Here is a 15,422-nt window from a genome sequence, read left to right on the forward strand (position 1 = left end):
ATGACAGACAAGGTCGACTGGCGCGGGAAGTACAGAGCGTTGGCACTTGAGGTGGAGCAACACGAGCAGCAGTGTTCGCAGGCGGTTGAGTGCCTTCGTAATCTGGCCTCTCAGTTTGATCTTGCGGTACATGGCGAATCAGCTGAACTGGACCGGTTGCTGGCGTCGCTGGCGGCCGAGTTGCAGTCTGGTAGGTTGGACACAGTGCCAGAGCTGCTGCGCAAAACCGAAAAGCATGTCCGTCTCATAGATGAAGCTCGGGCACAGAAGGCCCGGCAGCTGATAAAGCGCATCGATGAATGGGTGCTGTTGTTGCAGGGTACGACTGAAAACCAGGCAGGGGCTCTGGTTGACGTGAAACAAAAGCTAGCCGGTACGGCCGACAACATGCAGCAGTTACCGGGGCTGATTGATACGCTTCTGACCTTTCAGAGGCAGAACAGTCGCTCTGATGCCGGTGTTGTCAGCGCTGACGATCTGGCACAGCCAAATGACGTAATCAGTAAACGTATGGCCCAGCGATTGCTGGAGCTGATTCAGTTGTTCAATGTGCCCGCTCAGTACCTAGCGAGCACGCATGAGCTGATCAGCTGCCTGGAGGCCGGGCCTGGTCCGGAAGAGCTGGAACAGTGCCTTGAGAAAGTATCAGTGTTGGCGCGGGCCTGTGGTGGTAATGCAGGAGAGGATATTCAGGCCTACCTTGTGGGCCTGAGTGAGCAGTTGGCCTATCTGCGCAGTTTTCTGGACAAGGCGGAAACGGCGGATGCGGTCAAGCTTCAACGCAACAACCTGCTGGATCAGACAGTACGCTACGATGTCCATAAAATCAGTCAGGCGGTCAAGCAGACCAGTGATATTAACGAGTTGAAAATGGCCGTCAGTACTCAGCTGGCAAGTCTGATAAAAGCAGTGGATACTCACAAAAAAGCGGAAAATCAGCATATTGCCGAGCTGCAGCAGGAACGGCAGAATCTGCTGAGTCGCCTTGATGAGATGGAGCTGAAGGCTGCCGGGTTCCGCAGGAGTGCTGAAGAGGCACATATGAAGTCGCGTACCGATCCTCTCACGGGGTTGGCGAATCGGTTTGCCTATGACCAGCAGCTTGCGAATGAAATGGCGCGCTATCAGCGCTACGGTTCGCCTTTCTCTCTTTGTGTTGCCGATATCGATTTTTTCAAGAGCATTAACGATCAGTATGGTCATCTAGCGGGCGACAAGGTGCTGCGGCTGATGGCCAAAGTGTTGCGCAGCAGCCTGCGCGGAGTCGATTTTGTTGCTCGCTTTGGCGGCGAAGAGTTTGTCATCCTGATGCCGTCAACCGGTGGGAAATCCGCCCACCAGGCGGCTGAGAAAGTGCGCAAGGCCGTTGAGCAAAGCCCGTTCAATTTCCAGAGTCGCCCGGTGCGCATCACAGTCTCAATTGGTGTGGCAGAGGTCATGTCTGACGATTCAGGCGAGTCCCTGTTTGGTCGTGCAGACAGCAACCTGTACGCTGCCAAAAGCAATGGCAGAAACAGGGTTGTGATGCACTGAATCCGGTTGTCTGGCTGCATATCTCCTGTAGTTTGTGATCAATTGTTGCCGCCCTCCCACTTGCGCTTTCACGCCCACTCCACCTGCAAACCTTCAACTCCATGTTTTCTATCAACTTCCCGTGCAGGTCGCATGCTGCATGGGTTGTGGCCATTTCCAATCTGGCAGGGGGCAGCTCAAGTCCAACTGAAAACCACACCTTTTTCACCTCTTTTCCACCTTGCATCTGCTGTGCTTACTACCTATAGTGTCGCGTAGTGGGAAAAAGTGGTTAAAAGTGGGCTATTTGGGGAAAGACAGTGGGCGTCATGTTCCGCGGAGTCAATCCGATCAATCTCGATGCCAAGGGCCGAATGGCGCTTCCGGCACGCTATCGCGAGTCGGTACACGCCCATTGCGAAGGCCGTATGGTGGTGACGATTGATACCGAAGACAAATGTCTGCTGCTTTATCCTCAGCCCGAATGGGACGAAATTCAGGCCCGCATTGATGCGCTGCCGAGTTTTAACAAGGCTGTTCGCCGCATTCAGCGCCTGCTGACAGGTCATGCGACAGACCTTGAACTGGATGCCAATGGGCGCATGTTGCTGCCGGCACCACTGCGTGAATATGCGCAGTTGGACAAGAAAATTGTATTGCTGGGGCAGGGCAACAAGTTTGAAATCTGGAGTGAAGAGCTCTGGAACAGTACGCGTGACGAATATCTGCAGGCTGATGAGGATGAAGAAATACCTCAAGAGCTGCAGTCACTGTCACTTTAACGCACTCCCAGGTAACGGGGCAGCATGAGTCAGACATTCAGCCATACCACAGTTCTGCTGGAAGAGGCGGTCAAGGAGCTGGTAACAGATCCGGGCGGTTTCTACATCGACGGCACCTTCGGTCGTGGCGGTCACAGCGCGCGTATCCTTGCAGAACTCTCTGAAAGTGGTCGCCTGATGGCCATCGACAAGGATCCCGAGGCAATCAGTTTCGCCGCTGAACGTTTTGCTGACGAGCCCCGATTCAGTATCGAACATGGCTCTTTTGCAGAGCTACAGTCCTTCGTCGAGCAGCGCGGCCTGGTGGGGCAGGTAACCGGTGTGCTGCTGGATCTGGGTGTCAGCTCGCCACAGCTGGATGATCCTGAGCGGGGGTTCAGCTTCGTGAATGATGGCCCGCTTGATATGCGCATGGATACCAGTCGGGGCGAGAGTGCCGCTGACTGGATCAATCGTGCGGATGAGCAGGAAATCGCGGATGTGATGTATCGCTACGGCGAGGAGCGTTTTTCAAGACGCATGGCCCGTGCAATCGTGGCTGAACGAGAGCAGGCGCCCATTACCACAACCGCACGACTGTCAAAAATCATTGCAGAGGCCAACCCGCGCTGGGAAAAAGGCAAAAACCCCGCAACGCGTGCCTTTCAGGGTATTCGCATCCATATCAACCGTGAGCTGGAAGATGTGGAGCAGTGTCTGGATCAGGCGCTTGAGGTGCTGGCGCCGGGTGGCAAGCTTGTGGTGATCAGCTTTCATTCGCTGGAAGACCGGATTGTGAAGCGCTTCATTCGCCGTCACGTTAAAGGGGATGAGCACCTGCCACCGGGGGTGCCGGTGACGGATGCGATGATGAAACGGCGTCTGAAATCGGCAGGGAAGGCCGTGAAGGCAGGTAAGGATGAGTTGAACCAGAACCCCAGGGCACGCAGTGCTGTGATGCGTGCCGCCATCAAGCTGGCATGAGGTTCGGTTTTGGCACGCCTGCCTGGCTGACGGCTGAGTTCTGGCGCGGGCGGCTTGAGTCTGTCCAGCGCCGGTTCATGCCGCGGCAGGCGAAAGGGGAGTCTGAGCAGCGCATTGTGAGCGGTGGTGAGTTGCTGGTACCGGCGTTGCTGGTGACGGGACTGACCCTGGCGGTGATGATCAGTGCGATGGCGGTTATTTTTTCGGCCTATGAATACCGCCGTCTGTTCAACCAGCATCAGATTCTGGTGCACCAATGGGATGAATTACAGGTGGAATGGGGTCAGTACCTGCTGGAACAGAGTGTATGGTCCTCACACCACCGGATAGAATCGCTGGCAGCCAGTGAGATGGATATGGTCGTGCCGGAAACCGAAGCAATCGAGATCGTACGCCATGAGCAAAAGTGAAGATCCGATCATACAGACCCATGCAGCCAGGAGCTGGCGGATCTGGCTGGTTGTGTTTTTGCTGGCGCTGATCGTGGCGGGCATCACCTCAAAACTGTTGTCACTTTACGGTGATGATCAAGCCTTTCTGCGCAGTCAGGGCGATGCCCGAACGCTGCGAACCATGCTGATCCCGGCACACCGCGGCCTGATTACAGATCGCAACGGCGAACCGCTTGCGGTGAGCGCGCCGGTCGCAACCATCTGGGCTGACCCGTTGCGAACCGATCTGCAACACGGTGGGCTGACCCGTCTGGCTCAGTTGCTTGATATGAAGCCGCACGAACTCAAGTCGGTGCTGACGGCAAACCCCGAGCGCCGCTTCCTCTATCTGAAGCGACAGGTAACGCCTGAGCTGGCTGAGGCGGTTGAAGCGTTGGGTGTCCCAGGTGTTCATGCGGATCGTGAATACAAGCGCTACTACCCGGTAGGGGAGGTGGCAACCCATCTGGTCGGCTTCACCAATGTGGATGGTGAGGGGCAGGAAGGGCTTGAGCTGGCGTATAACCACAGCCTGAGGGGCGAACCCGGACGCAAGCTGGTGCTCAAGGACCGCGTAGGCCGTACCATCAAACATATCCGCTCGCTGCAGGATGCTGATGCCGGTAATGACCTGCAGCTGAGCATCGATCTGCGCCTGCAGTACATGGCCTACCGTGAGCTCAAGGCAGCGGTCGAGTCGCATCGTGCCGATTCCGGTTCTGCCGTGGTGCTGGATGCCCAGACCGGAGAAGTGCTGGCGTTGGTGAATCAGCCATCCTACAACCCCAACGATCGGTCGGGACTCAGCACGGATGCGCTGCGCAACCGCGCACTGACCGATCTGTTTGAGCCTGGCTCCACTATCAAGCCACTAACCGTGGCAGCCGCCATGATGAGCGGTCAGTATACGCGCGAGTCAGTGATCGACACTTCGCCCGGCTACATTCGAGTGGGTGGCGCCAGCATCAAGGATCATCGTAACTACGGCAAACTGGATCTTACCGGGATTATCACCAAATCGAGCAACGTGGGTGTGACCAGACTCGCACTCGAAATGCCGCATGATACCGTTCGCAACCTGCTGCACAATGTGGGCCTTGGCCGAGATACCGGCACAGGCTTTCCCGGTGAACGTACCGGAGTGTTGCCGTTCCTGGCGGAGCGTCAGCGTGTTGAACGTGCAACCATGTCCTATGGCTATGGTCTTTCCACCACGCTTTTGCAGCTGGCACAGGCGTATGTTCCATTGGCGGCCGACGGCATCATGCGACCGGCAACGCTGCTGAAACAGACTCAGACACCCGCTGGCACCCGGGTTTTGCCGCCGGGTGTGGGGCCTCAGGTGCTGGATATGCTTGAAACCGTCATAAGTGCAAAAGGTACGGGCCGACGGGCAGCGGTTGAAGGCTATCGTGTCGGTGGCAAGACCGGAACGGTTCACAAGGCGAGCGGCGGCGGTTATGCCGAAGACAAGTATGTGTCGGTGTTTGCAGGGGTTGCACCTCTGACCAATCCGCGTCTGGTTATCGCAGTGATGGTCGACAACCCAAAAGGGCAGGAATATTACGGCGGGTTAGTAGCGGCACCAATATTCTCGCGTATCGCAGCCGGCTCTCTGCGGCTTCTGAACGTGCCACCAGACAAGTGGCCTGAACCTCCTTCAACTCAGGTGGCGATGCAATGAATCAGTATTCACAATCATTGCTGACATTACTGCCGCAGGCGTATGTAACGCTTGCGGCTTTGCCGTCTGAGCGCAGTGTGAATGTCAGTGGTCTGGCGCTGGACAGTCGTCGTGTTCAGCCTGGCGACCTGTTTTTTGCTCGAGAGGGTGTCAGTCATCGTGGGGCCGACTTTATCGCGGATGCGGTCAAGCGGGGGGCCGTTGCGGTGATGGTACAGCGTGGCGTGCTGGACAGTGCCGAGCGCGCCGCGGTTTCGGTTCCGCTGCTGGAAGTCGATGACCTGGATCAGGTGGTGGGTCAGGTGGCCAGTCGTTTCCATGATCGACCGAGCCAGCATCTGAAGGTGATCGGCATAACCGGTACCAACGGCAAGACTTCCTGCAGCAGCTATTTGGCACAGGCACTCGAGTCGTTGGGGCATCGCAGTGCCGTAATCGGCACCCTTGGCAACGGTTTTGTCGATGATTTGCAGCCGGCAACCCATACCACGCCCGATCCCATCGCGCTGCAGGCATTGCTGGCCCAATTTCGGCTTCAGGGTGCCGAGTATGTGGTGATGGAGGTGTCCAGCCATGCACTGGACCAGAAACGTGTGTCCGGGGTGCATTTTACTGCGGCAGCGTTTACCAATCTAACCCGGGACCATCTTGATTATCATGGTGACATGGCGCGCTATGGCGATGCCAAAGCGCGTCTGTTTGCAGACTATGCGCCGCCGTTGCAGGCAATCAATCTGGATGATGTGTTTGGTCGCACCTTGTTTGATCGTCAGGCCAGCGAATCGTCTTGTGTTCTCGGTTTCGGCAGCGCCGAACCCGGTGTCGATGTGGCTGCAGGTCAGCTGGAGTTTGATGCCAGCGGCTGCCAGTTTGAGCTTACAACCCCTCAGGGTCATCAGCGAGTGCATTCGGCCCTGCTGGGCAGCTTTAACGTCAGTAATCTGCTGCTGAATGCAACCCTTCTGCAGCTGCTGGGTTTCAATCTTGAGCAGATCGCGTCAGCCCTTGGTGCAGTCAGGCCGGTGGCCGGACGTATGGAGTGTTTACCTCAGGCCGAAGGGCAACCGCTGGTCGTTGTTGATTATGCCCATACCCCGGATGCGCTCGCGCAGGCATTGCAGGCGTTGCGCCTGCACCAGCCTGGCAGTGGGCATCTCTGGTGTGTATTTGGCTGTGGCGGTGATCGTGACCGGGGCAAGCGGCCTGAAATGGGCGCTGTTGCAGCAAAGCTTGCCGATCGGCTGGTGCTGACCAGTGATAATCCACGCAGTGAACCACCCGAGCAGATCATTCGTGAGGTTATGGCAGGGGTGCCTGCGACTGCGCGCCTGCATGTGGAGCAGGATCGTGCAGCTGCCATTCGCTGGGCTGTGAGTCATGCCGGTCCCGGCGATCTCGTACTGATTGCCGGAAAAGGGCATGAAAACTATCAGGAAATAGATGGAACACGCCACCCATTCAGTGATCATGAACACGCCTTGCGTGTATTGAAACAGGGAGCTGATGTATGATGCGCGCCTTCGAACTGGATGAGCTCAAGCAGGTGCTCGGAGCGCATCTTCAAGGAGAGAACAGGACCGTCGCAAGGGTTGTCACGGATAGCCGGCAGTTGCAGTCGGGTGATCTGTTTGTGGCATTGAAGGGCCCTAATTTTGATGGTCACGATTTTGTCGGTGCTGCCGAGTTGAAGGGGGCTGAGGCCGTGGTTGTGAGTCAGTTGATGAACACAACCCTGCCTCAGTTGGTTGTCACCGACACCCTAAAGGCATTGGGGCAGCTGGGCGGATACAACCGCTCGCTGTTCCGTGCACCCGTGTTTGCCGTCACAGGAAGTGGCGGCAAAACCACGGTGAAAGAGATGCTGGCACGGCTATTGGCCACCAGCGGCAAGGTATTGGCAACCCGGGGTAACCTGAATAACGAAATCGGCGCCCCGCTGACGCTGCTGGAGCTGTCACCCGAGCATGAGGCCGCCGTGATCGAACTGGGCGCCAGTGCACAGGGCGAAATTGCTCGCACCACAGCCATGACCCGCCCTGATGTGGCGATACTCAATAATGCGATGGGTGCCCATCTGGAAGGCTTTGGCGGCCTTGAGGGTGTGGTGCGTGCCAAGGGCGAAATTTTTGAAGGGCTGCCCGAAGGTGGCGTGGGGGTTGTCAATCTGGACTCGCCCCATGCCTCGGCCTGGATTGAGCGCCTGCAGCGGCTAAAACGTCGCATGATCAGCTTTGGCGTCGAAAATGGCGCTGCCGATGTCAGTGCCTCAAAGCTGGAGATGAATGCGGATGGCAGCTGGCGTTTTGTGCTGGATGACGGTACAGAACAGCTGCCGGTATCGTTGAAGTTGCTTGGGCGCCACAACGTGGCCAATGCAACGGCGGCGGCGGCGGCATGGGTGGCGGCAGGGCGACCGTTGTCAAAAATTGCCGGTGTACTGGATCAGTGCCGGTCGGTGGCGGGGCGTCTCAGTCCACATCGCCTTGACAGCGGCGCGTTGGTGATTGATGACAGCTACAACGCCAATGCCGATGCGGTAAAGGCAGCCATCGATCTGCTGGCCCAGCTGCCAGGGCATCGTGTGCTGGTACTGGGTGACATGGCAGAGCTGGGCGAGCAATCGAAACAGCTGCATGCCGAAGTGGGTCGCTATGCAGCCGAGCGTGATATTGATCAGCTGCTGGTAACCGGCCCTGCCATGCGTGCAGCGGCCAATGCCTATGCGGCGATCCGGCAGGGAGCCGAGCATTTTGCGACACAAACACAACTGATAACACATATTCAGGCACTGCCGCAGGAACAGCTGACCCTTCTGGTCAAGGGCTCGCGCAGTGCCGCAATGGACAGGGTAGTTGCGGCCTTGTTGAAAGGGGATAACTGAAACCATGCTTTTGTTGCTCGCTGAATACCTGTCACAGTTTTATACCGGCTTCGGGGTGTTCCGCTACATCACCCTGCGCGGCATCATGGGAATCCTGACCGCTCTGGGCCTGTCGCTCTTTCTGGGTCCCTGGTTGATTACGCGCCTTAAGGAAAAACAGATCGGTCAGGCGATCCGTTCTGACGGCCCCCAATCACATCTGAGCAAAGCGGGAACGCCTACCATGGGGGGGGCTCTGATTCTGCTCTCCATCGCCATCAGTACGTTGCTGTGGAGCGATCTGACCAGCCGCTATGTCTGGGTGACGTTGATTGTAACGCTGATCTTCGGTGCCGTCGGCTGGGTGGATGACTGGCGCAAGGTGATCGAGAAGAACCCACGCGGTTTACCTGCACGCTGGAAGTATTTTTGGCAGTCGATTGGCGGGCTGGGTGCCGCCGTAGTGCTGTACATGACGGCGCAGTCACCGGTGGAAACCCAGCTGATTTTGCCGTTTTTCAAGGATGTCGCCATTGATATGGGGATTTTCTTCATTGTCTTCACCTACTTCGTCATTGTGGGCAGTTCCAATGCGGTTAACCTGACCGATGGCCTTGATGGCCTGGCGATCATGCCGACGGTGATGGTGGCGGCGGCGCTGGCCGTATTTGCCTATCTGAGTGGTCACGTTCAGTTTGCCAACTATCTGCACATTCCATACGTGGCTGGCTCCGGTGAGTTGATCATCTTTTGTGGTGCCATTGTTGGGGCCGGTCTGGGATTTCTTTGGTTCAACACCTACCCGGCTCAGGTGTTCATGGGTGACGTAGGTGCCCTGTCACTGGGTGCGGCTCTGGGAGTGATTGCCGTCATCGTGCGGCAGGAGCTGGTACTGGTGATCATGGGCGGGGTGTTCGTGATGGAAACCATCTCCGTGATTCTGCAGGTAGCTTCATTCAAGCTGACCGGGCGGCGTATTTTTCGCATGGCGCCGATCCATCACCATTTTGAATTAAAAGGCTGGCCGGAACCGCGGGTCATCGTGCGTTTCTGGATCATCACTGTGGTGCTGGTGTTGATTGGTCTGGCGACATTGAAGATTCGTTAACGATAGTTTCGAGCAGGAGAGCAGGGTGAGTCTGATTACGACTGACAAGCAGCGCATCATCATCGGTCTGGGCCAGACCGGGCTGTCCTGTGCGCGCTACCTGCAACGGCGAGGGCTTCGTTTTGCGGTCTGCGACACCCGCGAGGCTCCGGCTGGGGTTGATGCCTTTCGTGCTGAGTTTCCGTCTGTAGAGCTTCGTCTTGGTGAGCTTGATGCCGACTGGCTTGGTCGGGCTGGCGAGCTGATCATCAGCCCGGGCGTGGACAAACGGCATCCGGTTATCGCTTCTGTCGTGGCGGCTGGTGTGCCGCTGCTGGGTGATATCGACCTGTTCTGCCGTGAAGCCAAGGCTCCCATCGTGGCCATTACCGGCTCCAATGCCAAAAGTACCGTGACCACACTGGTAGGTGAGATGGCTGCAGCAGCCGGTATCAAGGTGGGTGTGGGGGGGAATATCGGTACTCCGGCACTGGATTTGCTGCAGGACCCCGCTGAGCTGTATGTGCTTGAGCTGTCCAGTTTTCAGCTGGAAACCACGCATGAACTGCGCGCAGCCGCAGCGACCGTTCTGAATGTCAGCCCTGATCATCTCGATCGTTACAACGGCATGCAAGACTATACCCTGACCAAGCAGCGAATCTACCGTGGCGCCGCTGTCGTGGTTGCCAATCGTGAGGACCCGCTGACTCAGCCCCTGTTGGCCCAGGGGATGCAGTTGCGCAGCTTTGGTCTTAATCGACCGGATCTCAAGGATTATGGCTTGCTGGATCATGAGGGTGAAACCTGGCTCGCCTGTGGGCTTGAACCACTGTTGCCAGCTTCGGCATTGAAAATTCGCGGCAGCCACAATCTGGCCAATGGTCTGGCGGCGTTGGCCTTGGCGGATGCGGTCAATATTCCACGTGACGCGTCGCTCAGGGCACTGCAGGAGTTTGCGGGCCTTGCTCATCGTTGCCAGTGGGTCGCGGACGTTGCGGGTGTAAGCTATTACAACGACTCCAAGGGTACCAATGTCGGTGCTACGCTGGCGGCACTGGAGGGGTTGGGGGCTACGCTGGAAGGTGATGCTCGTCTGATTCTGATTGCAGGTGGTGTTGGCAAGGACCAGTCTTTTGTGTCACTGGCCGCACCGCTGCGTCGCTACAGTCGTGATCTGGTACTGATCGGTCGAGATGCCAGTCAGATCGCGGCAGAGGTTGAAGGGCCTCGGCATCATTTTGCCGGCAGCATGGCGGAAGCGGTGCAGTGTGCAGCGGAGCTTGCCCGTCCGGGTGATGTGGTACTGCTGTCGCCAGCCTGTGCCAGCTTCGACATGTTTTCGGGTTACAGCGAGCGTGGGCAGATGTTCATTCAGGCGGTGGAGGGGCTGTCATGAGACTGGCGCTGCCATCCATTCAGATCCCCGCCAGGCTGCAAGTGCCAGCTGGAGTGGCGCCGTTGGACCCCTTGCTGTTGGTAAGCACACTTGCCTTGATGCTGACCGGGCTGGTGATGATTACGTCCGCGTCCATGGATGTGGCGGCGCGCGATTTTGGTTCACCGGGTCATTTCATCCTGCGCCATGGCGGGTTTCTGCTGGTTGCATTGGTGAGTGGCACCCTGGCGCTGATGGTGCCGGTCAGAGCCTGGGAAAAATACAGTGGTGTGCTGCTGCTGATCGGTCTCGCGTTTCTAATACTGGTGTTGATTCCCGGTATTGGTCGTGAAGTGAATGGTTCGCGGCGCTGGATCGGCGTGGGGCCTATCAATATTCAGGCCTCCGAAATCGCCAAGGCGTGCATGGTGATTTTCATCAGCGGTTACCTTGTCAGGCGTTTGGCGGAAGTCCGCAGCGGCTGGTGGGGCGTGGTCAAGCCGGCCATTCCGATGGGTTTTTACGGTGTGGCCCTGCTTATGGAGCCAGACTACGGTGCACTGGTTGTACTCGTCGGCACCGTAGCCGGCATGGTGTTTCTGGGCGGCATGCGGTTCATGCAACTGCTGGTGGTTGTAGTGTCAGCCGGCCTGCTGGTTGGATTGCTGGCCTTTGCTCAGCCCTACCGGCTTGAGCGCCTGAAAAGTTTTACCGACCCCTGGGCTGACCCTTATGGCAGCGGCTATCAGCTGTCGCAGGCGCAGATCGCCTTTGGACGGGGCGACTGGTTTGGTACCGGGTTGGGCAACAGTGTGCAGAAGCTGTTTTACCTGCCCGAGGCGCATACTGACTTTGTCTACTCGGTACTGGCGGAAGAGTTGGGGTTGCTGGGGGCACTGATTGTAGTGGCGCTTTATGTGTTGCTGGTGGCCAGGATTTTTATCATTGGTCGTCGTGCTGAAAAAATGCAGCAGTTCTTCAGGGCTTATATGGTGTATGGCTTCGGTTTCATCATTGCCGGTCAGGCGCTGATCAATATCGGCGTTAACGTGGGAGCCCTGCCCACCAAGGGGCTGACGCTTCCATTGCTCAGTTACGGTGGGTCCAGTTTGCTGGTTTGTGCCGGGATGATCGCGATCGTGCTGCGCGTTGATTACGAACTCAAGTGTCAGCAGCTGAAGAAGGTACCACGCGAATTGCCACTGGTACGGCGAATACTGAAACTGGAGGAGCGACCAGCATGAGTGACACCTCACGCAAGGTATTGATCATGGCAGGTGGTACCGGAGGTCACGTATTTCCGGCGCTGGCAACGGCCGATATTCTGCGTCAGCGAGGTGTTGTGGTCGAATGGCTGGGCAGTCAGGTTGGTATCGAGAACGAAATTGTGCCCAAATCCGGCATCCCGCTGTACAGAATTTCAGTAACGGGGCTGCGTGGCAAGGGGCGGTTAAGCCTGCTTCTGGCACCCTTCCGTCTTGCCCGTGCGCTTGGGCAGGCGCTGGGCGTGTTACACCGCGCCAAGCCGGATGTCGTGCTGGGTATGGGCGGTTTTGCTTCAGGCCCGGGTGGTCTGGCGGCATGGCTGTTACGCGTTCCGGTTGTGGTGCATGAGCAGAATGCGATTCCGGGCATGACCAACCGCACACTGGCACGTTTGGCGAGCAAAGTATTGCAGGCCTTTCCGCAGGCTTTTGCCGGGCGCGGGGATGCGATCACGACCGGCAATCCGGTACGCGGACCAATTCTTGAGCTGGCGCCGCCGGTCGAACGCTTTGCCGGCCGTGAAGGTCCGTTGCGTCTGCTGGTAGTGGGAGGCAGTCTGGGCGCGCTGGCGATCAATGAGATGTTGCCCAAGGCTTTGGCGCTGCTGCCACAGGAACAGCGCCCGGAAGTCTGGCATCAAACCGGCAAGCGTCACCTGGACTCAACCACGGCGGCTTATGCCGAAGCGGGCGTCACGGCCAGTGTCGTGCCGTTTATTGATCGGATGGACAAGGCTTACGGTTGGGCAGATCTAGTGCTGTGTCGCTCCGGAGCGCTCACGGTGAGTGAAATTGAAATTGCTGGTCTGGGTGCCATTTTTGTGCCTTTCCCCCATGCAGTGGATGACCACCAGACCGCTAATGCGCGGCATCTGGAACAGACCGGTGCTGCGCGAGTGGTGCAGCAGTCTGAGTTGAACCCGGAGCGGTTGGCCGCTCTGCTGAGCGAACTTGGCAGTCGAGAACAATTATTGCAGATGGCCGAGCGGGCGCGTGAGCAGGCCCGTCCCGAGGCAAGCACGACAGTGGCAGAAATCTGTCTGGAGGTTATGAAGTGACAGCGGTGAACCGCAGCGTAAAAGTCTACGAGGTGCCCGAGATGCGCCGTATTCGCCGCATCCATTTTGTCGGTATCGGTGGCGTTGGCATGTGTGGCATCGCCGAAGTCCTGCTGAACCAGGGTTACGAGATATCCGGCTCTGATATCCGCCCGTCCGCCACCACGGATCGGCTGAAATCGCTCGGTGCTCAGGTCTTTATCGGTCACGCCGAAGGTAATGTAGTGGGATCTCATGTCATCGTGACCTCAACTGCGGTGAACGAAACCAACCCGGAAGTGGCCGCTGCGCGCGAGCTGCGCATTCCGGTGGTGCGTCGAGCCGAAATGCTGGCCGAGCTGATGCGCTACCGCCACGGCATTGCGGTGGCAGGCACTCACGGCAAAACCACCACCACCAGCCTGATGGCATCCATCATGGCGGAAGGTGGGCTCGATCCCACTTTTGTGATTGGTGGTCGACTCACCAGTGCCGGTACCAATGCGCAGCTTGGCGGCAGCCGATATCTGGTCGCTGAAGCGGATGAAAGTGATGCTTCCTTTCTTCACCTGCAGCCAATGGTCGCCATCGTAACCAACATTGATGCTGACCATATGGACACCTATGGCGGCGACTTCGGCAAGCTGAAGCAGACCTTTGTCAGCTTTTTGCACAACCTGCCGTTCTACGGTCTGGCCGTACTCTGTACCGACGATCCAGTGGTGCGTGAGATTCTGCCCGAGGTCAGCCGACCAACCCTGACCTATGGCTTCCATGAAGGCGCTGACTACCGTGCGCTGAATCTGCGACAGAACGGCATGCAAACCCGTTTCAGGGTTGAGCGTCCGGCGGGACAGAAGCCCCTTGAGGTGTGCCTGAACATGCCTGGGCGGCACAACGTACTGAATGCGCTGGCGTGCATTGCAGTTGCTTCTGACGAGCAGATCGATGATGCCGCCATCGTGCGGGCACTGGAAAAATTCGAAGGTGTTGGGCGCCGCTTTCAGGTATTGGGCGAGCTGCCACTGGCTAACGGCAGTGCCACGCTGGTGGACGACTATGGGCACCACCCGCGTGAAGTGCAGGCGGTTATTCGTGCGGTACGCGAAGGCTGGCCCGATCGGCGTCTGGTAATGATCTATCAGCCACACCGCTTTACCCGTACACGAGATCTGTACGAAGACTTTGTACAGGTGCTGTCGGAAGTGGACCTGCTGTTGCTGATGGAGGTCTACCCGGCCGGTGAAGAACCGATACCCGGTGCAGACTCGCGCAGTCTGTGCCGCAGTATTCGCCAGCGGGGTGTTGAACCGGTGTTTGTTGAGGGGCCCGATGATGTGGCAGAAGTGTTGCGCAATGTGCTGCAGCCCGGTGATCTGGTGTTGACGCAGGGGGCCGGTAACATCACCAGTCTGGCGCATCAGTTGAAACAGGAAAGTCTTACAGCGGTCGATGCGGAGAATAAAGCATGAATGAGTGGCGACTGGATGCATCGGAAGCGGCTGCCTTTGGCCGTGTGGCCGTCATCATGGGAGGGCGCTCCGCTGAGCGTGAAATCTCGCTGCGCAGCGGTGCCGAAGTACTGCGCGGGTTGCAGGCTGCAGGTGTGGATGCCTTTGCTGTCGACCTTGCGGCAGATGGGCGTGACCCCGTTGCACAGCTGCTGCAGGCCGATTTTGACCGTGCCTTCCTGATTCTGCATGGCCGTGGTGGCGAGGACGGCACCATTCAGGGACTGCTGGAAATGATGCACAAGCCCTACACCGGCAGCGGTGTCTGCGCATCGGCGTTGGGTATGGACAAATTGCGCTGCAAGCTGCTGTGGCAGGGCGCAGGGTTGCCGACACCGGCATTTGCCGTGCTGGACGAAGGTGCCGACCTTGGTGCTGTTGAAGCCCGTCTGGGGTATCCGATCATGGTCAAGCCTGCACATGAAGGCTCCAGCATCGGCATGAGCAAGGTACGCACCCGTGCCGAACTGGAGGCCGCCTTTGCTCAGGCAACCGCCTATGACAGCAGTGTGATTGCCGAGCAGTGGGTGGATGGGCCGGAATTTACAGTGGCGGTGCTGGGGCATGAAACCTTGCCGGTGATTCGGCTGGAAACACCGCATGATTTCTATGACTTCACGGCCAAGTATGAAGCGGCAGATACCGCTTACCATTTCAGAACCGCACTTTCGCCGGAGCAGACCGAGTCTTTGCAGCAGTTGGTGCAGCAGGCATTCAGGATTGCCGGTTGCCATGGTTGGGGCCGTGTGGATGTGATGATGGATGCCAATGGGCAGTTCCAGTTGCTGGAGGTGAATACAGCGCCTGGCATGACAGACCACAGCCTGGTGCCCATGGCCGCCCGTGAGGCGGGTATCAGCTTCAGTCAGCTGGTGGTTGAAATCCTGCGTACGGCAGGGGAGCGGGAGTAAGCTC

General features: G+C 57.8%; 13 protein-coding genes. All 13 read left to right on the forward strand.

Annotated features, from left to right (window positions below; genetic code table 11):
* The 13 genes from CFI10_RS06435 to CFI10_RS06495 all read left to right on the forward strand — a co-directional run bounded on the left by CFI10_RS06435 (window position 1) and on the right by CFI10_RS06495 (window position 15,418).
* Window positions 1-1,533 carry a GGDEF domain-containing protein gene (locus tag CFI10_RS06435; RefSeq protein WP_206840680.1) on the forward strand — a complete coding sequence of 511 codons (1,533 nt, stop codon included), beginning with the start codon at window positions 1-3 and terminating at the stop codon, window positions 1,531-1,533.
* 308 nt (window positions 1,534-1,841) lie between these two features.
* Complete coding sequence (mraZ, locus tag CFI10_RS06440; protein ID WP_206841994.1) at window positions 1,842-2,294, forward strand: division/cell wall cluster transcriptional repressor MraZ; 453 nt, start codon at window positions 1,842-1,844, stop codon at window positions 2,292-2,294.
* Between the two features lie 24 nt (window positions 2,295-2,318).
* Window positions 2,319-3,257, forward strand: coding sequence for a 16S rRNA (cytosine(1402)-N(4))-methyltransferase RsmH (gene rsmH, locus CFI10_RS06445; RefSeq protein WP_206840682.1), 939 nt, complete (start codon window positions 2,319-2,321; stop codon window positions 3,255-3,257).
* The gene (ftsL, locus tag CFI10_RS06450; protein WP_206840685.1) at window positions 3,254-3,667 is read left to right on the forward strand and encodes a cell division protein FtsL; all 414 of its coding nucleotides are present in this window, start codon (window positions 3,254-3,256) and stop codon (window positions 3,665-3,667) included. Before rsmH ends, ftsL begins: the two co-directional genes overlap by 4 nt.
* Entirely contained in the window at window positions 3,654-5,372 is a 1,719-nt protein-coding gene (locus CFI10_RS06455) for a peptidoglycan D,D-transpeptidase FtsI family protein (protein WP_206840687.1), read from the forward strand. Before ftsL ends, CFI10_RS06455 begins: the two co-directional genes overlap by 14 nt.
* On the forward strand, window positions 5,369-6,883 hold the full coding sequence (locus CFI10_RS06460) for a UDP-N-acetylmuramoyl-L-alanyl-D-glutamate--2,6-diaminopimelate ligase (RefSeq protein WP_206840689.1): 1,515 nt from the start codon (window positions 5,369-5,371) through the stop codon (window positions 6,881-6,883). The genes CFI10_RS06455 and CFI10_RS06460 overlap by 4 nt, the downstream gene beginning before the upstream one ends.
* Window positions 6,880-8,253: a UDP-N-acetylmuramoyl-tripeptide--D-alanyl-D-alanine ligase gene (locus CFI10_RS06465; RefSeq protein ID WP_091827413.1), complete on the forward strand. Its 1,374-nt coding sequence runs from the start codon at window positions 6,880-6,882 to the stop codon at window positions 8,251-8,253. Before CFI10_RS06460 ends, CFI10_RS06465 begins: the two co-directional genes overlap by 4 nt.
* Before the next feature lie 4 nt (window positions 8,254-8,257).
* Complete coding sequence (mraY, locus tag CFI10_RS06470; protein ID WP_091827412.1) at window positions 8,258-9,340, forward strand: phospho-N-acetylmuramoyl-pentapeptide-transferase; 1,083 nt, start codon at window positions 8,258-8,260, stop codon at window positions 9,338-9,340.
* A 25-nt stretch (window positions 9,341-9,365) separates the two neighbouring features.
* Window positions 9,366-10,715: a UDP-N-acetylmuramoyl-L-alanine--D-glutamate ligase gene (murD, locus tag CFI10_RS06475; protein WP_091827411.1), complete on the forward strand. Its 1,350-nt coding sequence runs from the start codon at window positions 9,366-9,368 to the stop codon at window positions 10,713-10,715.
* Window positions 10,712-11,938 carry a putative lipid II flippase FtsW gene (gene ftsW, locus CFI10_RS06480; protein WP_091827410.1) on the forward strand — a complete coding sequence of 409 codons (1,227 nt, stop codon included), beginning with the start codon at window positions 10,712-10,714 and terminating at the stop codon, window positions 11,936-11,938. The genes murD and ftsW overlap by 4 nt, the downstream gene beginning before the upstream one ends.
* Window positions 11,935-13,017, forward strand: coding sequence for an undecaprenyldiphospho-muramoylpentapeptide beta-N-acetylglucosaminyltransferase (murG, locus tag CFI10_RS06485; RefSeq protein WP_206840691.1), 1,083 nt, complete (start codon window positions 11,935-11,937; stop codon window positions 13,015-13,017). Before ftsW ends, murG begins: the two co-directional genes overlap by 4 nt.
* A 41-nt stretch (window positions 13,018-13,058) precedes the next feature.
* The gene (murC, locus tag CFI10_RS06490; protein WP_242530186.1) at window positions 13,059-14,468 is read left to right on the forward strand and encodes a UDP-N-acetylmuramate--L-alanine ligase; all 1,410 of its coding nucleotides are present in this window, start codon (window positions 13,059-13,061) and stop codon (window positions 14,466-14,468) included.
* A complete protein-coding gene (locus CFI10_RS06495) occupies window positions 14,465-15,418 on the forward strand; it encodes a D-alanine--D-alanine ligase (RefSeq protein WP_206840695.1) in 954 nt (317 codons plus the stop codon). Before murC ends, CFI10_RS06495 begins: the two co-directional genes overlap by 4 nt.
* Window positions 15,419-15,422 lie beyond the last annotated feature (4 nt).

The sequence above is a fragment of the Marinobacterium iners genome (assembly GCF_017310015.1).
In the GTDB taxonomy this organism is placed as follows: domain Bacteria; phylum Pseudomonadota; class Gammaproteobacteria; order Pseudomonadales; family Balneatricaceae; genus Marinobacterium; species Marinobacterium iners.